The 20376-nt window shown below is 60.0% G+C and carries 15 protein-coding genes and 1 pseudogene; 9 read left to right on the top strand and 7 right to left on the bottom strand.

Annotated features, from left to right (window positions below; all coding sequences use genetic code 11):
- Positions 1-542: 542 nt before the first annotated feature.
- The 4 genes and pseudogenes from O8B93_RS25040 (at position 543) to O8B93_RS25030 (ending at position 2466) form a co-directional block, all read left to right on the top strand.
- Positions 543-1181, top strand: a complete 639-nt coding sequence (locus O8B93_RS25040) for a carbonic anhydrase (protein ID WP_269712518.1) — start codon at positions 543-545, stop codon at positions 1179-1181.
- 167 nt (positions 1182-1348) lie between these two features.
- Positions 1349-1474 carry a carbonic anhydrase gene (locus O8B93_RS25035; RefSeq protein WP_269712517.1) on the top strand — a complete coding sequence of 42 codons (126 nt, stop codon included), beginning with the start codon at positions 1349-1351 and terminating at the stop codon, positions 1472-1474.
- A 394-nt stretch (positions 1475-1868) separates the two neighbouring features.
- Positions 1869-1979 (top strand): annotated as a pseudogene (locus O8B93_RS27900) (mobile mystery protein B); the annotation flags it as partial.
- Positions 1980-2262: 283 nt separating this feature from the next.
- Complete coding sequence (locus tag O8B93_RS25030) at positions 2263-2466, top strand: cold-shock protein (protein ID WP_269712516.1); 204 nt, start codon at positions 2263-2265, stop codon at positions 2464-2466.
- Positions 2467-2721: 255 nt separating this feature from the next.
- Here O8B93_RS25030 and O8B93_RS25025 read toward each other — a convergent pair whose 3' ends face one another.
- The 5 genes from O8B93_RS25025 to O8B93_RS25005 form a co-directional block, all read right to left on the bottom strand.
- Positions 2722-4452 (bottom strand): ABC transporter ATP-binding protein, encoded by a 1731-nt coding sequence (locus O8B93_RS25025; protein ID WP_269712515.1) that lies wholly within the window; start codon positions 4450-4452, stop codon positions 2722-2724.
- Entirely contained in the window at positions 4452-6245 is a 1794-nt protein-coding gene (locus O8B93_RS25020; protein ID WP_269712514.1) for an ABC transporter ATP-binding protein, read from the bottom strand. Before O8B93_RS25020 ends, O8B93_RS25025 begins: the two co-directional genes overlap by 1 nt.
- Positions 6246-6252: 7 nt before the next feature.
- Positions 6253-8427 (bottom strand): TonB-dependent receptor, encoded by a 2175-nt coding sequence (locus O8B93_RS25015; protein ID WP_269712513.1) that lies wholly within the window; start codon positions 8425-8427, stop codon positions 6253-6255.
- Between the two features lie 118 nt (positions 8428-8545).
- Positions 8546-9481 (bottom strand): AraC family transcriptional regulator, encoded by a 936-nt coding sequence (locus O8B93_RS25010; protein WP_269712523.1) that lies wholly within the window; start codon positions 9479-9481, stop codon positions 8546-8548.
- 252 nt (positions 9482-9733) lie between these two features.
- Complete coding sequence (locus O8B93_RS25005) at positions 9734-10132, bottom strand: transposase (protein ID WP_269712512.1); 399 nt, start codon at positions 10130-10132, stop codon at positions 9734-9736.
- A 148-nt stretch (positions 10133-10280) separates the two neighbouring features.
- On the opposite strand from O8B93_RS25005, the gene O8B93_RS25000 reads away from it, so the two are divergent.
- From O8B93_RS25000 to O8B93_RS24980, 5 genes are all read left to right on the top strand, one after another.
- Positions 10281-10835 (top strand): TetR/AcrR family transcriptional regulator, encoded by a 555-nt coding sequence (locus tag O8B93_RS25000; protein ID WP_269712511.1) that lies wholly within the window; start codon positions 10281-10283, stop codon positions 10833-10835.
- Positions 10836-10879: 44 nt separating this feature from the next.
- Positions 10880-12076 (top strand): efflux RND transporter periplasmic adaptor subunit, encoded by a 1197-nt coding sequence (locus O8B93_RS24995; protein WP_269712510.1) that lies wholly within the window; start codon positions 10880-10882, stop codon positions 12074-12076.
- Between the two features lie 9 nt (positions 12077-12085).
- Entirely contained in the window at positions 12086-15232 is a 3147-nt protein-coding gene (locus O8B93_RS24990; RefSeq protein WP_269712509.1) for an efflux RND transporter permease subunit, read from the top strand.
- A 107-nt stretch (positions 15233-15339) separates the two neighbouring features.
- Positions 15340-16839, top strand: coding sequence for an efflux transporter outer membrane subunit (locus tag O8B93_RS24985; protein WP_269712508.1), 1500 nt, complete (start codon positions 15340-15342; stop codon positions 16837-16839).
- Positions 16836-17525 (top strand): pentapeptide repeat-containing protein, encoded by a 690-nt coding sequence (locus O8B93_RS24980; RefSeq protein WP_269712507.1) that lies wholly within the window; start codon positions 16836-16838, stop codon positions 17523-17525. The genes O8B93_RS24985 and O8B93_RS24980 overlap by 4 nt, the downstream gene beginning before the upstream one ends.
- A 142-nt stretch (positions 17526-17667) precedes the next feature.
- Here the strand turns inward: O8B93_RS24980 and O8B93_RS24975 are convergent, their stop codons facing one another.
- Complete coding sequence (locus O8B93_RS24975) at positions 17668-18555, bottom strand: ribokinase (RefSeq protein WP_269712506.1); 888 nt, start codon at positions 18553-18555, stop codon at positions 17668-17670.
- A gap of 12 nt (positions 18556-18567) precedes the next feature.
- The gene (locus tag O8B93_RS24970) at positions 18568-20373 is read right to left on the bottom strand and encodes an ABC transporter ATP-binding protein (RefSeq protein ID WP_269712505.1); all 1806 of its coding nucleotides are present in this window, start codon (positions 20371-20373) and stop codon (positions 18568-18570) included.
- Positions 20374-20376 lie beyond the last annotated feature (3 nt).

Here is a 20376-nt window from a genome sequence, read left to right as displayed (position 1 = left end):
AGGCTTCCCCAGCCACTCCACGAACAAAAATGATGTTTCCAAGAAACTGAGCCTCTGTCGGCGCGCGATGTCGAAAGGGTCCGACATCGCGAGAGCGCCGACGGCTCTCACCAGAGGGGCCCGGACCAGCGGGTTGGCGAACAATTGGGAACGCTGTTTTTCCCCTTCAAGAGCCTGGCACCCAGAATCTTTTCTTTTTTTCCCGTTGCACGACGTTATCTGCTCAAAAGCACGCCGTTCGAATACTGCTATTGAAACTCAATTTACATGCCCTACATCGTGGCTGCGGACCGGGCCCCTCTGATCAAGGCTTGCCTTTTTGATGTCGGACCGCATCGAGCGTGCTCGGTGCAGTCTTGGGGTTTAACGTCCATCTCTCCGAACATGCTCGTTGATTTTTCAACCCGACGGCAAATGTGCCGTCTAACGGAGAATTTTCGATGTGTAATGTTTCCCGTCGCCTTTTCATGACCGCGACCGCTGCTTCAGCTGTCGCGGTACTGCCTGCCACTACACAGGCTCAAACCAAAAGCGGCAAAGCAATGGCCCTTGAACCCGCCCCCGTCAAGGACGGCAAGTCGGCCTTGACGCCTGATGGCGCTCTCGACCTCCTCAAGCGCGGCAATGAAGCCTTCCTGCGTGACGAGATCATCGTGCCCGATCGAAGCGAGGCGCGCCGCCTTGAACTGGCGAAAGGACAGGCACCGTTCTGCGCCTACGTCTCCTGCTCAGACAGCCGGGTACCACCGGAACTCCTGTTCGGCCGTGGTCTTGGCGAATTGTTCATCATCCGCAATGCCGGCAACACCGTGGACACGGTGGCGATGGGTTCGATCGAGTATGCCGTCGCAGAACTCGGCGTACCGCTCATCGTCGTCATGGGGCATGAAAGCTGCGGAGCGGTGAAGGCCGCCATGTCAGTGGTGGAAAAGAATGCACGCTTCCCGGGTCAGATCGACAACATGATCGAGCCGATCATTCCGGCAGTCCTTGAAGCGAGAGGTCAGCAGGGCGATGCGCTGGAAAACGCCGTCAAACAGAATGTTCGCCGCGTCGTGCGCAATCTGCGCGAGGAAAGCGATCCTCTCCTGCTCAAACCGCTGGCGGAAGGCCGCATCAAGATTGTCGGCGCCTACTATCACCTCGACAGCGGCGCCGTCGAATTCTTCGATCAGGCATGAATGCAAAGGAGCCGCGTGGTTGTTCACGCGGCTCACTCGTTGTGAAAATTCCATCCCCTCCACACCGCACATGCCCTCGCGTTCGTTCCGCCAACGATCGAGTTGGGCTTTGCCCGGATAATCTCGTCGGACTGATACAATCCACGTGTTCCAAGNTTCGCCGCGTCGTGCGCAATCTGCGCGAGGAAAGCGATCCTCTCCTGCTCAAACCGCTGGCGGAAGGCCGCATCAAGATTGTCGGCGCCTACTATCACCTCGACAGCGGCGCCGTCGAATTCTTCGATCAGGCATGAATGCAAAGGAGCCGCGTGGTTGTTCACGCGGCTCACTCGTTGTGAAAATTCCATCCCCTCCACACCGCACATGCCCTCGCGTTCGTTCCGCCAACGATCGAGTTGGGCTTTGCCCGGATAATCTCGTCGGACTGATACCAATCCACGTGTTCCAAGACCGTGTTATCGGGAGAGCGCTTCCGTGTCAGATCTACGAGCTCGCGGACTTTCACATTGTCGCATCTGCAGCATCTGGCGGGAACACAGCGACCCATGGTTTTGGATCGGACGGACAAGCGTCCGTCCACTCGACTCCGCGACCCTCACGCTGCAGCTGGGGGTTCCGCTCCACATAAAAAACTTAGGACCAAGCACGATGTCATCACTCTGAAAGAGGCCGGCTGGACCTATCGGAATTGGAATAAAGCTCGCGAACTTATTGAGCGACATCCGTTGCTGGATTGAACACAAGACCTTTCCGCCGGATGAGATAGCAATCAGATTCCATCATCGTCTCGTCCGCCTTGATGGGATTCGAACCCGGCTCTCTCGTCCTAAATATCTAGCTTTGTTCCCGGATGGCTCGAAAACTTTAGTGGCCGCACGAGAACGCCTACTGTGATTTGGGACAGATGAGATCCCGGATATGGCAAAGCCCATCCTCGAGGTCAGCAAAGCTCACCGGAATCGATCCATCGACATTCACCCACAAAGCAAGCCAACTGCATGCTCACAGTTGCTAGAGAAGCGCCCCCGCTGTAGTTTCCGCTTCGCAATTTGCGACGAACGACACAGGGGATAAGTCTCTCATGCCAACGGGTACGGTTAAATTCTTCAACGACGACAAGGGCTTCGGTTTCATAACGCCTGAGAATGGCGGACAAGATGTATTTGTTCACGTGTCTGCCTTGCAACGCGGCGATTCGCTCCGCGAAGGCGATAAGGTCAGCTTTGAGCTGGGGCAAGACCGCAAGACTGGAAAATCGAAGGCTGAGAACGTCTCAGTCCTCTGATCGAGAATCGTAGATTTCCCAGCCCGCCTCGGGCGGGTTGGGCTCAGCACGACGATGCTGTTGCAGACCGGAGCGGCGGGCTAAAGATCGCGCTCGACCTTTTCGGGTGCAGGGACGACCTCGTGCCGCCCAGCTCTTGATTGGATATGAACTGTCGTTTCGTTACTTACATCACCTAAATACCTGTAAGAGTGAGAAGCTCTCGAGAACACTCGCTGTATCTGCACTAAGTTGGATGTAACATTGCAGGAACGACTATCGGTGTATCGCCATCGTCCAGTTCTGCATGACGGTCGAGCGGTTCCAAAGCCGGCGGCAATCCGCTGACTCTTGCAGAAGAGTTTCATGCGTGCCGCTCGCCACCATCGCACCGGCATCGAGAAGAATGATGCGATCGGCCGCGATGATTGAGGGCAGGTTGTGCGCGATGACGAAGAGCGTGCGGCCGATGGCAAGAGCCGAAATTGCTTGCTGGATCGCCTCCTCATTTTCCGGATCGACGGCCGAGGTCGCTTCGTCAAGGATGATGATCGGTGCGTCCTTGAGGATTGCCCGGGCGATGCAGATGCGCTGGCGCTCGCCGCCCGAAAGCCGGGCGCCGAGCGCGCCGACCGTCGTGTCGTAGCCGTTCTCGAAACCCACGATCGTGTCGTGCACGACGGCCGCCCTTGCCGCTGCTTCAACCTCGGCGTCGGAAGCGGATCGCCGACCGATACGGATATTGTCGGCGATAGTCCCGTTGAAAAGCAGGGTTTCCTGAAAGACCGGCGCGATCATCGAAGCGAGCACCTGATCATCGATTTCCCGGATATCCCGACCGCCGATGCAGATCGTGCCGGCATCCGGTTCGAAGAAGCGCATGAGAAGTTGCAGGCAGGTGGTCTTGCCGCTGCCGTTCGCACCGATCAGCGCGACCATCTCCCCCTGTTTCGCCGAAAAGGAGACGTCGGAGAGTGTCGGCGAATGCCGACCGTCATGTGTGAAAGAGACATTCTCGTAGCGTATGTCGAAGGCATCGGGACGGCTGTCCGCACCCGGCGCAAGCACCGGCACAGCAAAGATGGCATCGACATTCCGCCGCCCGATGCGGGCGAGCACCAGCATGGCGGTGAGGCTTGCGAAGTTCCGCGCCGGGACAATCGCCGAAACGATTAATAGTAAGGCGACCACCTTGCGAATGGTATCGGCGCCCGACGTCTCGCCCAAGGTGAGAACGGCGATGAGCATGGCGACGGCGGCCGAGAGCTCGATCGTCATGCGGAACAGGATGGCGATCGGCGTCATCTGACGGATACCGCGCCAGGCACCGTGACGAAGTTGGGCGACATTCCGGGCAAAGTCTTCCCCTATATCGCCTTCACCTGAAAAAGCACGCAGCACCGAGACGCCCTCCGCCTGCTCCTGCATCGCCAGCGAAACGGCAGCCAGGCTGCGCGCACGGCGCTCCAACCCGATGGCCAGCCGGCGTTGCGCGAAAACGAGGACGACGAATCCCGTAATCATGGTCGCGACTGCTGTGAGACCAGCGATTGGCCAGAAGAGGAGCGCGCCGATCAGGCAGGCGCAGAGTGCTGCTGCATTGGCGCCTATCTCCGGTCGGGTATAGGATGCATGGTTTTCAAGCCAGAGCACGTCTTCCGACACGGCCTGGATAAGCTTGCCGCCTTCGATCGCCCGGAAGGCGCCCAACGGCATGCGGATCAAATGTGCAAGGATCGCCCGTCGCAGACGCAGTCCGCCGCCATAAGCTTTAGCATAGAGTTTTCGCGAGGCGGGCCAAAGCAGCAGACGCCGGGTAACAAAGATCAGGAGCAGGATGCCGGCGCACCAGAGAGCGGAACGTCCCGGACGTCCATCGGCAGCCCGCCACAGGAAAACCGCAGCAAGAAGCGGCTGAGCGGCGAGCAACAGGCCATCAAGCATGCGCCCGAGCGAAGCCGCATCCAACCGAAAACCCCGGGACAAGAGAGCATTGCGGTCCGCCATCAGCGCACCCTACCGTTCTCGAGGATGAAGGACCGCGCCGCGATATGCGAGCGCCATTGTCGGGCATAGGCGCCGTCGAGGGCAAGCAGCGTGTCGTGGTCTCCCTGTTCCAGGATACGGCCATTCTCCAGATAGACGATATGGTCGAACCCGCGCACGGAGGAAAGGCGATGGGCGATCGCGATGACGGTCCGGCCTTTTGCCAACGCATCCAGGGCCTGCTGGATCTCATACTGGCTGTCCGGGTCGAGATAAGCCGTTGCCTCGTCCAGCACGAGAATCGGCGCGTTCTTCAGGATGGCCCGGGCTATAGCGATGCGCTGCTTTTGCCCGCCGGAGAGCCCTTCGCCGCGGTTGAGTATCGTGTTGTAACCCTCAGGCATTGCCACTATGAAACTATCCGCCTGCGCAAGACGTGCGGCTTCGACGATCTCGTCCTGCGTCGCCCCTGGCCGGCCGAACGCGATATTGGCGCGGATCGTTTGTGAAAACAGGAACGACTCCTGAAACACCGGGGAAAATTGCCGAGCAAGTTCATGCTGCGGGAAAGAGCGGATATCGCGGCCGCCGAGCGTGATGCGGCCGGTATCGGGATCGAAGAAACGGAGCAGGAGCCGCCCAAGGGTCGACTTTCCGGAACCGCTCGGACCGACAAACGCCACGCTTTGACCGGTCTTGATATCCAGGTCTATATCCTCCAGCGCGAAACCATCTTCATAAGCAAAACCAAGTTTTTCGACGCGGATATCCTGCCCGTTTTGTGGTCGATCCTCAATAACCGGAAGGTCTGGCAACCGGAGCAGTGCATCAACGCGTGCCAGCGAGGCCTGCTGGATGCGCAGCCGCCCCATCGCGCCGAACAGCCGCGCGCCAAGCGAAGAAAGGGCGAAGCTCGCAAGCAGGAAGAAGACGAGTACAGAATAGCCGTCCGGCAGCGGATGGAGCCACAGGCCAAATGGCGCAACGATCAAAAGCGTCGAGGTGATGGCAAGGAAAAACCAGTTGTTGCTGGACGCGGAGAAGGAAAGCCAGCGGCCAACCACGTCGTCCACTTCCTGGAAAGATGCCTCCGCCCGGCGAAGATCGCCCGGGCCGATACCATAGGCTTTGATGACGGGCACCATGCGGATCGCCTCCTGCAAAGCAGCATCGACCGCCGTCTGCGCCGCGACAAACCGGCGGGACAGCCCTCCGTCACGCCTCAGGATCATGGAAAAAGCGATAAAGCCGGCCAGAACCGGCAGGAATGCTGCAATGGCCAGTCGCCAGTCGAGGAACAGCATGGCAATGCCGATGCCAAGCGGCGCGATCATCACAGCGACGAGATCGGGGATGAGATGTGCGATACCATCCTCGATACGCTCGACATCCTCCATCAGCGTGCGGCGGATATCGGCGACCTCGAAGCGCTGGAGAGCACCGAGCGGCGTGGACCAGAGTTTCCGGCCTATCGCAAGCCGCGTGTACGCCTGCACGTCGATCGCCACCCGATGCGACAGTAGGTTCGATACCATCTGCAGGAGGCAGGACAGCACGATCGATCCCAGAAGCCCGGCCGACCAAAAGATCGCGCCGTCGCGATCTGCCGCGATGAGTGCCGCGACCGCCAATGCGACCAGCACGGCGACAGCGGTTTCAAGCACCGCGGAGAGGATCGACGCCGCGATGACGATACCCATCCAGCCACGATACCCCTTCGTTAGTCGCCAGAGATGGCCGGCAGCCCCACCGCCGGCAACGTCGTCTCCCTGCCCGGCCTCTTCGGGCATGTCGGCTAATGCATTCTTCGCCATCTTGGGCTCAGAACTTGATCTTGAAGCTGCCGCCGAAGGTCAGCGGGTCACCCGGCGAAACCAGCGTGCCGACACCGAGATTTGCGGCGACCGTGCGGTAGTCGGTATCGCCGATGTTCTTGGCGAACACATAGGCCGCGTAGCGGTCATTCTCCAGTCCGGCATAGGCGTCTATGAGGCCATAGCCTTTCTGCTGGATCGTGTTCTGCACGTCGAAATAGTAGCTCGACCGATAACGGTAGTTCACGCCGACCTTGCCGACGAGGTCGTCAAAACCTGTTTCCCACTGGTAGGAGAGACCGGCCGACCCGGTGAAACGTGAAACGAACTGTTGCTGGTTGCCGCTGACATCCACCGCACCCGATCCATCGAGCGCACGCGCATTGCGGTATTCCTTGTAAGTCGCATCCGCGTAGCCAGCGCCGGCCGTCAGCGACCAGTGATTGTCAATGTCGAAGGCTGCTGAGAGCTCGCCGCCGAATGATTGGCTCTGTGGCGCGTTCGAAATTGGCGTGGCGCCCGTCAGCCCATTGAAGCCCTGGACCTGTTGGTCTCGCCAGTCGATGTAGAACAACGAAGCCTCGACCCTCAGCCGGTCGTCCAGCGTCGCCGACTTCAGGCCCACCTCGTAGCTGGTGACGCTTTCCGAAGCGTAGGCCCCTTCATCACCAAGGCCGACAAAGCCGGAATTGAAGCCGCCCGATTTGTACCCGCTCGAGACACCGCCATAGAGGTTCAGCCCCTCCATCGGCGTAAATTGCAGGCCGATGCGTGGTGTAACGTAGGTTTCGGAAAGCCGGGCGTTGTAACCGCGCGCAAAGGTTCCGGTCAGGCCAAGCAGTTCAGCGGTCTTGTTGTCGGTGAAGTCGTAGTCGAAGGACTTGCGATCATGGCCGATACGCAGGCCGCCAAAAATTTTCCACTGGTCGTTGAGCGCGTAGGTTCCATCCGCAAAGCCCGAAAGCGAAACCGTGTCCGTATCTCCGCGGGTGGAAAGCGTCGCAGCGCCACCGGTGAAGGTGCTGTTGGCGCCATAGGTGCGCGAACCCTCCGAGAACTCGCCGTAAAGTCCGGCGACCCAGTTGAAGCGCTCGTTGTCCTCGGAGACATAACGCACCTCCTGCGACCATTGACGATAGCTGCCGTCGAACGGGTTGTCCGCGCGGTAGCGGAAATTCGGGAAGCCGAAGGACTGGAAAAGTGCGTCATAGGCCGCGAAATATCCGAGCGGAAAGCCGTTGCCGCCGACATCCACCGCGCTTTTCTGAAAGCCGGTGATCGAGACGATCCTGTCGCCATTGTCGAGGTGGTAGGTGAGCTGGCCGGAGACGGTCGCGAGATCGCTTTCGATACGGATCGGATCGTCAATCGCAACTCCCCGCCTGCCCTTGAGGAAATCCGCTTCTGGCATACCAAGCATCTCGCCGTCCAGCATCTGGCGTTCGATATCGACGATACCGAGGAATTCGAGGTTATCGGTAAGGTCGCCGGCAACGCTGACGCGACCATGCACATCCTTGCCGCCGCCGAGATCATCGTCATTGATGGTCGAATAGAGGGAACCGTCGGTCTTCGAGACCGAAAGGGCGCCGCGCGCTGCCCAGCCATTGTCACCAATCGGCGTATTGAAGATGCCGGTTGCCGTCGCCGTGCCGAAGCGACCATATTCGACTCCGAGTTCGCCGCCGGTCCGGTCGGGATCAGGCAGGTTGGAGATGATGTTGACCGAACCGGCAATATTGTTGCGGCCATAGAGCGTACCCTGCGGTCCGCGCAGAATCTCGATACGGTCGACGTCGAGCAACGTGCCGCTATGGGCCTGTGCGCTACCGATGCCGACACCATCGAGATAGACGCCGACCGACGGGTCACTCTCGATAAGCGCAGAGCCGACGCCGCGGATCGCGGTGAAAGAGGTATAGAGTTTCGCCGTAACGGCACCGGTCTGCGCATTAGGCGCGGCTGCGATGGCATCATCGCGGCGCTTTGTCTTCTGGAGCGCCAGCGTCTCGCCGCTCTCCACCACAATGCTCGCAGGCACGTCCTTGCTTTCCGTCGTGCGCTTCTGCGCCGTGACGATGATCGGTTTCAGCACGGTCGTTTCCGTCGCCTCCTGTGCAAGAGCAATGACAGGCAGGCTAGTGCTTGCCAGAAGCGTGGCAAACCGTATGGCAGTTTTCATGATCAATCCCCGGACCCCAGTTCGGCGCGGATTATCGCGGCGGATGGAAGAAGGGTCGAGGCGCTTGGCTTATGCGTTTCGGCAAAAAGCTTACGATTATTATCCAGTTTTAAATCATTCAAGATTTCAATCGGCTAGGCGGATAGCCGAAATGCCGGGTGAAGGCAGATGTAAAGTTTGCAGGGTGCTGGTAGCCGGCCTTGTAGGCCGCCTCCGCTATGCTCAATCCGTCGCGCAGGATGGCGTTCCGACCGATCAGCAATCGCCGTTCCAGAAGGTATTCCCGGGCACTCATGCCGAAGGCGCGTTGGAAATCCTGCTTGAGCTTGCTCTGGCTGATAGCGAAGCGGGTGGCAAGGGCTGCGAGCGAATCTATCGCTGCGGCATTCGCTTCGATATGTCGGCGAATCTCCAGCATGCGCTCCAGCGATTTCGGTGTGAGGTTGGCCGCCGCGGCAACTTCGGAAGGACGGAACGCTTCCGCAAGAATGCCGAGAAGGCTCATGGCGCTGGCATCGAGATGTACGGTCGTGAAGGCACCATGCGCCGGCGGGTTCAACACGGACCAGGCGATCTGGCGAAGCCGCGCATCAAGCGAATGGCGGCGTATCATCACCGGCTGGCACATGGCGCGTTGCATGGCCTGATAGGTGGGATCACAATCCATGACGGCACGATTATGCTCGCTCCAGGCGGGCGTCAGCAACAACTCCACCACACGAACAGGCTGATCCGCATGGATCGTCATGCTCGTCCGCTGGCTTTCGCCGGTGGAGGTGATCCAGACCTCGTCCGGGCAGAACCCGCCCTCGATGCCCTCGGTCGTGTTGGTCGCAAAGCCCTCCAGTACGACGGAAAGGCAGATCGCCGGAAAGGTGTGGCTCTGATAGGCAAGCGGCGTGTCGAGGCGAAGATCGGTGATGCCGAGGAACATGCCGGGGCTGACCTCGCGCCAGTGCCGTGCATCGCCCTGCATCTCCAGCGGTTCCTCCAGAGTGCCGACGTCCTCGAGCGAGCCGGCAAAATCATGCGCCTCCGCACCGGCCATATCCATCACGTCTTTCGCTCCCCTGGCCGCGCGCGGCCGGCGTCGTCCTGATCGGACTACGCACCGTTCCACTCTGAGATTCATCCGCCCTAGCAAAATAATGGACCGGATCACGATATTATTGAACATGATTACTATAATCAAGTTTTATACGGCAACCCACGGGGGCAAGAAACTCGTTGCGAAGGCCGATTTTGACTGCTTTTACGAATTCGCAGCACGACCCGACCCCTAGCAACTGTATTGATCCGTGTTGTTTCAAGTTGTTCTGAAAGTGGTTTTGTCTCTAAGAATGGCGTTTGCGATAACGAGCAGTTTGCGGGCGATGGCGATGATCATGACCTTGAACGGTTTGCCTTTGGCCTGCATGGTTTGAATGAGGCATGCGAATGGCGATCTCATTCTATAGGTGACAAGGGCTGCCATGTAGAGGGCATCGCGCACACGCTTTCGACCGCCTTGGATATGGCGCTGGCCCCGATGGATGCCGCTATCGGCATTGAAGGGAGCAAGTCCTGCAAGGGCTGCCATGCCGCCAGGAGAGCTGTCGCCCAGCTCCGGCATGTGAGCCATGAGCGTGAGCGCCGTCACCTGACCGACGCCGGGGATCGAGCGAAGCCTGGCGCTTTTCTCATCCAGCGTCGCGTTTGCCCTCACGTCGGCGACTGAAGGCGACGAGGATAAGCCAGCGATTGGCGGAGGGCATGCTTTCACCTGATTTACGAATTTATTCGAACGATCGTTTTCCTACTTGCTTTTATATACGACCGTTCGTAAACTGTACAAGTGACAATTGGAGAATGACGTGGGTCGTATTCGCAGAATCATGAAAGACGACATCCTCGATGCCGCGGAGCGGGTGGTCGTGAAGCTCGGCGCTGCCGGTCTTTCGATCGATGCCGTCGCGCAGGAAGCGGGCGTGAGCAAGTCGACTGTGGTCTACGATCACAAGTCGAAGAGCGCGCTCCTCGAAGCCCTGATCGATCGTCGCATGAAAATCGAGAGCGATCGGCAGGCGCAGGAGGTGGCGAATGCTGTCGATACGCCGCATCCGGAGCTGTTCGGTCGCATCAAGGCCGCGGAGCAAAGCATTAGCGATGCGGACCGTGCTGTCTCGATGGCCATCAGCGCTTCCGTCTCGCAGGACGAGAAGGTCCAGAAGCTGATGCGCGAATGGACGCGGGTCGACCTCGAAGCGATCTCCAGCGGACCCAAGCCTGAAGCCGCCCTGATGGCCTACCTGGCCCTGTCAGGTGTCTATGTCACGGAACTCTTTGCCTTTCACCAATGGACCGAGGAAGAGCGGACCAGAATCCTCGAAGGTGTGCGAACGATCTACGCGACCTACCCCGATCCATAACAACCCGGCCTTCCCGGCCTGACCTGAACATCCAAGGAAACATCATGTACCGCTGCAGCCAACTGCCGCGCCTAAAGGCGTGCCTTATAGCTACCTCCATTCTCGCTCTCACGGCGACTTCATCCCTTGCGCAGGACATGGGAGAGATGCCCCCGGCCGCCGTCGGCGTGATCGAACTGAAAGCCCATCCCATCCCGGTCGTCAGCGAACTCCCAGGCCGCGTTGCCGCCACCCGGATTTCCGAGGTCCGCGCCCGCGTCTCCGGCATCCTGCAGGAGCGCGTGTTCGAGCAGGGTGCGCTGGTGAAGCAGGGAGATGTGCTCTACCGCATCGATCCGCGGCTTTTCAAAGTCCGTGTCGCAAGCGCCGAAGCGACGCTTCGCCGGGCGGAAGCGACGCGTGACAATGCGAAGGTTCAGCTCGATCGCCAGAAAACGTTGCGCGAACGCAATGTTGCAAGCGGCATTGAGTACGACACTGCGGCCGTCAATCTGGCCCAGGCAGAGGCCGATGTAGCTTTACAGCAGGCGACACTTGAAGAAGCCAGGATCAATCTCGAATACACGGAAGTCCGCGCGCCCATCACAGGCGTAATCGGTGGCGCGCTTGTGACTGAAGGGGCCCTTGTGACCGCCGACGGCACCTCCAACCTCGCGCTGATCCAGCAGATCGATCCGGTCTACGCCGATTTCACGCAGTCGGCTCAGGATCTCCTCGCCCTGAGGCGTGCTGTGACCGAAGGCAAGCTCGCGAGCCCCGCTCCCGGCGAGGCCAGCGTCGAACTCGTCTTCGATGGCGGCGACACCTATGGCGAGAAGGGCAAACTGCTGTTCTCCAGCGCCAATGTTGACGCGACCACAGGCCAGGTGACGCTTCGTGCCGAGTTCCCCAATGCCAGCGGCGATCTGCTCCCGGGCATGTATGTCCGCGTGAAGGTCGAGCAGGCCGTCAGGCAGGACGCGATCACCATCCCGCAGCGCGCAATCCTGCGCACGCCAGACGGCAAGGCCCAGGTCTATGTCGTTGGAGCCGAAGACACCGCCCAGCTCAGAGAGGTCGTGCTCGGCCAGTCGCTCGGTCAGGAATGGGTTGTCGAAAGCGGTCTGAAGGGTGGCGAGACCGTCGTGGTCGATGGTGTGCAGAAGGTGCAGCCGGACAGCAAGGTCGCACCCGAACCTTGGACCGCAGAAACTAAACAGCAGTCGGGCGGCGAAACCGCTCCATCCGCGACAGGCCGGTAAGGTAGTAAAATGGCTCAGTTCTTCATCAGCAGACCGATCCTCGCCTGGGTCTTCGCGCTATTCATCTCGATTGCAGGTATCATCGCCCTACCCTTTCTTCCTATCGCGCAATACCCCAAGGTTGCGCCTCCGCAGCTCACCATCTCGACGGCTTACCCCGGAGCGTCTCCTCAGGAAATCTATCAGGGCGTGACACGCCTGATCGAGGAGGAACTCAACGGCGTGTCCGGCATGATGTATTTCGAATCCACATCCGATACCTCGGGCTCGGTTAGCATCAATGCCACATTCGAAGCCGGAACGAATATCGACCAGGCGTCCGTCGATGTGCAGAACGCCATCAGGCGCGTCGAGTCCCGTCTTCCCTCCGCCGTAACTTCACAGGGTGTGACCGTCGAGGAGGCCGCCTCCGGCTTTCTCATGATGGTCACGCTGACGTCGACCGACGGGAAGATGGATGAAGTCGCGCTCGGCGACTATCTGAACCGCAACGTGCTCGGCGAAATACGCCGCCTCGACGGTGTTGGGCGTGCGCAGCTCTTCGCGGCACAGCGTGCCATGCGCGTGTGGATTGATCCGGACAAGCTGGTCGGCCTCAATATGACCGCCGCTGACGTAAACGCTGCGATCACCGCCCAGAATGCGCAGGTCGCTGCCGGCCAGATCGGTGCTGCGCCGAATCCTGTCAACCAGGATCTCACCGCAACCGTTCTCGTCCAGGGCCAGCTTTCCAATCCCAAGGCGTTCGGCAACATTATCCTTCGTGCCAATCCCGACGGTAGCGCCGTGCTTCTGAAGGATGTCGCTCACATCGAACTTGGCGCCGAGAATTACAACTTCTCCAGCCGCCTCAACGGTCAGCCAAGCGCCGCCGTCGGCATCCAGCTATCATCGACAGGCAATGCGGTCGCGACTTCAACGGCCGTCAAGGAGAAGCTCGACGAACTTGCGCAGTTCTTCCCCAAGGGGGTCGAATACGCCACGCCTTATGACACCAGCCCATTCGTGTCCGCGTCCATCGAAAAGGTGGTACACACGCTGCTCGAAGCCGTCGTGCTCGTCTTCGTCGTGATGTTCGTATTCCTGCAGAACTTCCGATACACCGTCATTCCGACCCTCGTGGTGCCGGTTGCGCTGCTCGGCACCTGCGCGATCATGTATGCGACCGGGTTCTCCATCAACGTGCTGACCATGTTCGCCATGGTTCTCGCCATCGGCATCCTTGTCGATGATGCGATCGTCGTTGTCGAGAATGTCGAACGCATCATGGCGGAGGAAGGTCTTTCTCCGGTCGATGCAACGCGCAAAGCCATGGGCCAGATCACCGGAGCCATCCTCGGCATCACGCTCGTTCTCGCCTGCGTGTTCATTCCGATGGCTTTCTTCCCCGGCTCGACAGGCATCATCTACCGGCAGTTCTCGCTGACCATGGTCGTCTCGATCCTGTTCTCGGCCTTCCTGGCGTTGTCACTCACGCCAGCACTCTGCGCGACCTTCCTCAAGCCGATCCCGATGGGGCATCATGAGAAGAAGGGGCTGGCGGGCTGGTTCAACCGCAAGTTCGATGGCCTGACCAACGGTTACACGAAGGTGACCAATGGCATGGCGCGTCGCGCCGGCCGGATGATGGTCATCTATCTGGCGCTCGTTGTCGGCCTTGGCTACCTGTTCATCAACCTGCCGTCCGCATTCGTTCCGGCCGAGGACCAGGGCAATCTGATAGTCGACATTCAGGGGCCGCCGGAAGCCAGCGCCAACCGCACCACGGCATCGGTCAAACAGATCGAGGAGATTTTCAAAGCCGAACCTGCTGTCAAGGATGTCATCGCCATTCAGGGCTTCAGCTTCTCCGGAAGCGGCGCGAACGCTGCCCTGATGTTCGTCACGCTCAAGGACTGGAGTGAACGTGGCGAAGGCAATTCCGCACAGGAAATCGCCGATCGGGTGAACATGTCTCTCTTCGGCCTCAAGGATGCGACCAGCTACGCGTTGTCGCCGCCGGCCATCGAAGGTTTCGGCTCCACGGGCGGCTTCGCTTTCCGTCTTCAGGACCGAAACGGCATCGGGCAGGCTGCATTGTCCGCCGCCGGAGCAGAACTGATGGCGAAGGCCAGCCAGAGCCCGGTCCTCGCAGGCATGCGCGTCGAAGGTCTGCCGGACGCTGCGCAGGTTCTACTGGTCATCGACCGCGAGAAGGCAAACACGTTTGGGGTCACCTTCTCCGACATCAACAACACGATCACCGCCAATCTCGGATCGTCTTACATCAACGACTTTCCGAATGCGGGTCGCATGCAGCGCGTAATCGTGCAGGCGAAAGACCAGAGCCGTCTTCAGATTGAGGATCTGCTCAAGCTCAACGTGCGCAATGCGAGCGGTGGAATGGTTCCCCTTTCCTCCTTTGCAATCGCGCAGTGGCAGAAGGGTTCGCCCCAGATCGTCGGGTACAACGGCTATCCGTCCGTCCGCATCGCCGGCGAGTCTGCCCCCGGTAATTCGTCGGGTGCTGCGATCGCCGAGATGGAGCGTCTTGCAGGTGAGATGCCCGAAGGCATCGGCTTCGAATGGACAGGCCAGTCGCTTGAGGAGATCAAGTCCGGTTCGCAGGCTCCGTTCCTGTTCGGCATCAGCCTTCTCTTCGTGTTCCTGCTGCTCGCAGGCCTTTACGAAAGCTGGTCAATCCCGTTCTCGGTCATGCTCGTGGTGCCGCTCGGTGTCATCGGCTGCGTGCTGGCTGTCATGGCGGCAGGCATGCCCAACGACATCTACTTCAAGGTGGGCCTGATCGCGATCATCGGCCTGTCGGCAAAGAACGCGATCCTGATCATCGAGTTCGCCAAGGACAACTATGCCGAGGGCAAGCCTCTGCTGGAATCGGCGATCGAGGCGGCAAAGCTTCGGTTCCGTCCAATCATCATGACCTCGCTGGCGTTCACGCTCGGCGTGGTGCCGCTGGCCATCGCCTCGGGTGCCAGCGCCGCCAGCCAGAACGCCATCGGCACAGCGGTACTCGGCGGCATGATCTCGGCGACCATCCTTGCGGTGTTCTTCGTCCCGGCATTCTTCGTCTTCGTTATGAAACTGTTTCGGAGGAAGCAGCCGATGGCGAAGAGTCAGGGTACGGCAGCCTCACCCGTGCATGATATGAAGTCATAACAGCAACTTCGTCCGGGCAGCCCTACCCGGACGAGAGCCCCACCCCACGACCCTCTGCCGGGGTGGGGCAACTCTTCATCAAGCCCATGCCTCGCAGAAAGTTCAAAATGCCGACCATACCTCGCCAGACCAGCCCTCTTCGCCGCATAGCGACACTGACACCGACCGTTGCACTCATGACATTGCTCGCCGGCTGCATGGTCGGGCCGGACTACGAACGACCGAACCTATACGTCCCTGCAACATGGTCGACCGCAGACGGCAAGACAGCATCCCGTCCCGCCGAGCTTGCCTACTGGTGGTCTACCATGAAGGATCCACAACTGGATTCACTGATCGCGAGGGCGATAGAGGGGAACCGTTCGGTCGCCGTCGCGCAGGCCCGCGTTCGTGAAGCCCGCGCCACGCTTGGCGAGGAAACAGGAAAGCTCGCGCCAACGCTCGGTGGTACCTCCAGCGTGAACCGCACCAAGACTGCCGAAGTCGCGACAACAATCGGGGCGGATGACGTGTTCACGCAATATCGGAGCGGCTTTGACGCAGGCTGGGAGATTGACCTGTTCGGCGGCAAGCGTCGTGGCGTGGAGGCAGCGAAGTATGGGCTGGATGCCGCCGAGGAGGAACTCCGCAACACGATGCTGGTGCTCGTTGGCGATGTCGCCTCCAACTATGCGCAGGTCCGCGCCGCTCAGGCGAGACTTGCGCTGGGCGCAAGAACGGCACGATCCCAACGTCAGTCCGCCGCCCTCACTCGGGCGAAGCTCGAGGGTGGCTCAGGCACCACGGCGGATGTGGCGAGAGCCGAAGCGTTGGCAGCGTCAACGGAAGCCGACCTTCCGACGTATGAGATCGCCCGCACCAGCGCAGTGAACCGTCTCGGAGTTCTGCTCGGTCTTCCGCCCGCCACCCTGTCGGCCGAGCTTTCGAAGTCCAAACCTATCCCACGGCCACGGATCACGCCTGCGGTCGGCATTCCGGCCGACGTCCTCCTGTCGCGTCCGGACGTGCGCCTGGCGGAACGCCAGCTTGCGCAGTCGACCGCGAGGATCGGAGCTTCCGAGGCCGCCCGGTATCCTTCCGTTAGCCTCACCGGAAACATCGCATCCTCAGCGCTTCACCTCAGCGACATTGCCAGGAGCTCTACGATCGGTTGGGCGTTCGGTCCGGCATTGAACGTGCCGCTGTTCCGTGGCGGCCAGCTCAAGTCCGCGGTCAACGTCGCCGAGGCCCGGCGCGACCAGTCCTTCGCAACCTACGAGGCTTCCGTCCTGACCGCGATGGAAGAAGTGGAGAACGCTATCGTCTCCCTGTCACAGCAGCGCAGAAGAAGCGCAAAGCTGGCATCCGCGGTCGACGCCTACCGTCGGGCAGATGCAGCCTCGCGATCCCAGTACGAATCCGGGTCGTTGAACTATCTCGACCTCCTTGACGGACAGCGCCAGCTCTATACTGCAGAAGGCGCCCTGATCGAAAGCCAGCTTGCCGTAACCAACGCTTACATCGCGCTCAACAAGGCGCTTGGAGGAGGATGGTCAGGGCAACGCGCTCCATCGGGTTCGCTGACCAAGACAACGCCTGTGAAGGTCAAGACAGGAACGGGATCATGACGGAACCGTTCGACCATATCATTGAGGACAGATCCCTCACGCACGAGGATATCAAGCCGCTCGCCGACGCGGGCAAACGCGTGAAGCTCATCAACTGCGACATGGAGGCTGCAGACCTCTCCCGTCTGGAACTCCGGCGGTGGCAGTTCGAGCGATGCCGGATGACCCGTGCCGAGTTTGATGGATGCGCTCTGGAGGAAGCAGGGTTCCGGTCATGCCGTGCGGCCTTTGCCAGCTTCGTCGGGACTGACCTCAGCCAGGTTGTCATCGACGGTGGGGACTTCAACAACGCAGTGTTCCGACGGGCATCGCTCGGGCATGCGCGGCTGATGCGCTGCAAGATGACGGGCGCGGACTTCACCGAAGCCAAGACGCTCAACCTCGCACTTGAGGAGGTCATGCTCTCGCTCGCAAAGCTTCCCAAGACATCGTTTCGCAAGGCCGTGCTGAGAAAGGTCGATCTTAGCGATGCCGATCTTCACACCTGCGACTTCCGTGATGCGGTCTTCGAGGACTCGTCGCTTCGCAATGCCAACCTGGTCGACTGCCGTTTCGAAAACGCCGACCTTCGAGGAGCCGATCTCGGTGGGATCAAATTGAGCGACGCGAGACGGTTCAAGGGCGCTATTATTTCGCGTGCGCAGGCGGCGGAGCTCGTGTCGCAGTTAGGGCTGAGGGTGGCATGACGGCCTGGCGACAGGCGACAGGCGAGATCGGTCTTGAACGGATTCGAACCATCAACCATGTAGTTTGGCGGATGAGTTTAATACGATCGAGAAAGCTGATCCGAACCAGATGAGAAAGTACTGGCAACCTCATGCCGCTAAGCTAGTTGCACCTGTTATCGACGGAATCCGTAGCCCGACGCTCAGGGATACTGCTCTGACTACCTTTTCGTGAGCATGCCAGCGCCGCGGCGACCGACGCCCGCTGCATGGCCGCTTTGAGCGGCAAGCCGCAGTCCAATCCTGAGGCAAGCACCCCGACGAAACAATCGCCCGCTGCCGTTGTGTCCTGTACGTCGACCGACATGGCCGCGATACGAACATGCTCGCCAAACGCGCAGGCTTCCGCGCCATCACCGCCGAGTGTGCGCAGAACGCCGGCGCCAAGACGCACAGACAGGGCCTCCGCCGATGCGTCGCAACCGAGCCAACCCGCCAAAACCTCGGCTTCATCTTCATTGACGACAATCAGATCGCACAAAGACAGAACCTCTTCCGACAAAGGAAATGCCGGTGCGAGGTTGAGGATCGAGGTGGCCTTGGAGGCATGCGTGCGGCGGATGAGCTTTTCCACTTCGGCCACATCGTTTTCCATTTGCATGAGCACGACATTGGCCCGCTGCAACAGATCCTCTTCCACGCAACTCGAAGAAACCGCAAGGTTGGCGCCAGCTGCCACCACAATCATATTCCGACCCTTGGCGTCGATATGGATCGAGGCATTGCCGGTCGGTTCGCCAAGAGAGGCGACGCGGCTGATATCCGTTGCCGTCTTCAGGTTCTGCAAGCCGATTTCGGCCAGACCATCCTGCCCCACAGCCCCCACCATCACCACTTCGGCACCGTCCCGGGCCGCAGCAAGCGCCTGGTTGGCGCCTTTACCGCCGGCTTCCGTGCGGAAACGTTTGGCAAGCAGCGTCTGGCCCGGTTGCGGCATGTCCTCGACCTCATAAACGAAGTCGACATTGATTGAGCCGAAGGTGATGATCATGACGCGGTCTCCTTACGCGATCTGAACGAAGTGACCTTCGCCGGCTTCTTCGTAGATGCGCTTCGGAGGCACGTAATCTGCAGGGCGGAAGGGGCTCTTGATCTCGTCATTGGAAATACGGCGTGTCTGTCGGCGCGACGGATCGGCGATCGGGACCGCCGCCATCAGCCGCTTGGTATATTCGTGCTGCGGATTTTCGAAGACGGCCTGACGCGGGCCTATCTCGACGATCTCTCCGAGATACATCACGGCGACGCGGTGGCTGATGCGCTCCACAACCGCCATGTCATGGCTGATGAAGAGGTAACCGAGGCCGTATTTTTCCTGCAGGTCCAGCATCAGATTGATGACCTGTGCCTTCACCGAAACATCGAGCGCCGACACCGACTCGTCGGCAATCAGGAGCTTCGGCTCCAGTGCCAAGGCGCGTGCGATACAGACGCGTTGACGCTGGCCGCCGGAAAACTCATGCGGGAAACGATCCGCCATCGAGGCGGAAAGCCCGACACGTTCCAGAAGATCGCCAACGCGCTGACGCGCTTGCGAGGCCGGCGCCAGGCCATGGGTGATGATCGGCTCGGCAATCGCCTGGCCGACGCGGATGCGCGGATTGAGGCTTTCGAACGGGTCCTGGAAGATCATCTGCGCTTCACGGCGGATATCGGCGAGATCGCTCTTGCCGGCCGTGAGTACGTTCCTGCCGCCAATCTGCACTTCACCGGATACCGCATCGGTAAGACGGATGATCGAGCGGCCGGTGGTGGATTTACCGCAACCGGATTCGCCGACCAGCGACAGGGTTTCCCCCTGACGCAGTTCCAGCGATACGCCTTCGACCGCGTGGATGCAGCCGACGGTCTTGCGCAGGAAGCCCTTCCGGATCGGAAAGCGCGTAACCAGGTTGTCGACCTTGAGGATCGGTGGGTGATCGTGCCTCACCGTATCCTCGGTCGGCTTGACCGGCTGGATTTTCCCGGTTGCCATGTCCACCTGCGGGAACCGCAACGGACGATCCTTGCCAGTCATCGAGCCAAGCTGTGGTACTGCCGACAACAGCGTACGGGTATAGGGATGTTTGGCGCCGGCAAAGAGATCATGCGTCGTGCCGGTCTCAACCTGCTCGCCGCGATACATCACCACCGTCCGGTCGGATATTTCCGCAACAACGCCCATGTCGTGGGTGATGAAGAGAACGGACATACCTTCCTCTTCCTGCAGTGTCTTGATGAGTTCGAGGATCTGCGCCTGGATGGTCACATCAAGCGCTGTCGTCGGTTCGTCGGCGATCAGCAGCTTGGGATCGCAGGCAAGCGCAATCGCGATAACGACACGCTGACGCATGCCGCCCGAAAAATTCATCGGATATTCGTTAAGGCGCGACTTTGCCGAGGGAATGCGGACCTTTTCCAGAAGCCGCACGGCTTCCGCCTGAGCTTCGCTTTCCGTCATGCCGCGATGCTGGCGCAGGACCTCGGTGATCTGCGCACCGATCTTCAGCACCGGGTTGAGCGAGGTCATCGGCTCCTGAAAGATCATGCCGATGCGATTGCCGCGGATTTTCTGCATGTCTTCAAGCGGGATCGACAGAATATCCTCGCCCTCGAACTCGATCTTTCCGCTCACGCGCGAATTGCCGGGCGACAGAAGCCGCATGATCGACATCGCCGTGACGCTCTTGCCCGAACCGGATTCACCGACAACGGCGACGGTTTCCTTCGGCGCGATATCGAAGCTGACATCACGCACGACGTTGCGCCACTCGCCACCGACGCGGAAGGCCGTGTTGAGATTGGAAATCGAAAGAACTGGATTGGTCATGAT

Source organism: Martinezella rhizogenes, assembly GCF_027460065.1.
Taxonomy (GTDB): Bacteria; Pseudomonadota; Alphaproteobacteria; order Rhizobiales; family Rhizobiaceae; genus Agrobacterium; species Agrobacterium rhizogenes_C.
This window is presented reverse-complemented; position numbering and strand designations above follow the sequence as displayed.

Coding starts and splice junctions, on each gene's coding strand:
- O8B93_RS24995 (WP_269712510.1), top strand. CDS start 10,880: ATGTACCGCTGCAGCCAACTGCCGCGCCTAAAGGCGTGCCTTATAGCT.
- O8B93_RS24975 (WP_269712506.1), bottom strand. CDS start 18,555: ATGATCATCACCTTCGGCTCAATCAATGTCGACTTCGTTTATGAGGTC.
- O8B93_RS24970 (WP_269712505.1), bottom strand. CDS start 20,373: ATGACCAATCCAGTTCTTTCGATTTCCAATCTCAACACGGCCTTCCGC.
- O8B93_RS25020 (WP_269712514.1), bottom strand. CDS start 6,245: ATGGCGAAGAATGCATTAGCCGACATGCCCGAAGAGGCCGGGCAGGGA.
- O8B93_RS25010 (WP_269712523.1), bottom strand. CDS start 9,481: ATGGATATGGCCGGTGCGGAGGCGCATGATTTTGCCGGCTCGCTCGAG.
- O8B93_RS25025 (WP_269712515.1), bottom strand. CDS start 4,452: ATGGCGGACCGCAATGCTCTCTTGTCCCGGGGTTTTCGGTTGGATGCG.
- O8B93_RS24990 (WP_269712509.1), top strand. CDS start 12,086: ATGGCTCAGTTCTTCATCAGCAGACCGATCCTCGCCTGGGTCTTCGCG.
- O8B93_RS25030 (WP_269712516.1), top strand. CDS start 2,263: ATGCCAACGGGTACGGTTAAATTCTTCAACGACGACAAGGGCTTCGGT.
- O8B93_RS25015 (WP_269712513.1), bottom strand. CDS start 8,427: ATGAAAACTGCCATACGGTTTGCCACGCTTCTGGCAAGCACTAGCCTG.
- O8B93_RS24980 (WP_269712507.1), top strand. CDS start 16,836: ATGACGGAACCGTTCGACCATATCATTGAGGACAGATCCCTCACGCAC.
- O8B93_RS24985 (WP_269712508.1), top strand. CDS start 15,340: ATGCCGACCATACCTCGCCAGACCAGCCCTCTTCGCCGCATAGCGACA.
- O8B93_RS25040 (WP_269712518.1), top strand. CDS start 543: ATGGCCCTTGAACCCGCCCCCGTCAAGGACGGCAAGTCGGCCTTGACG.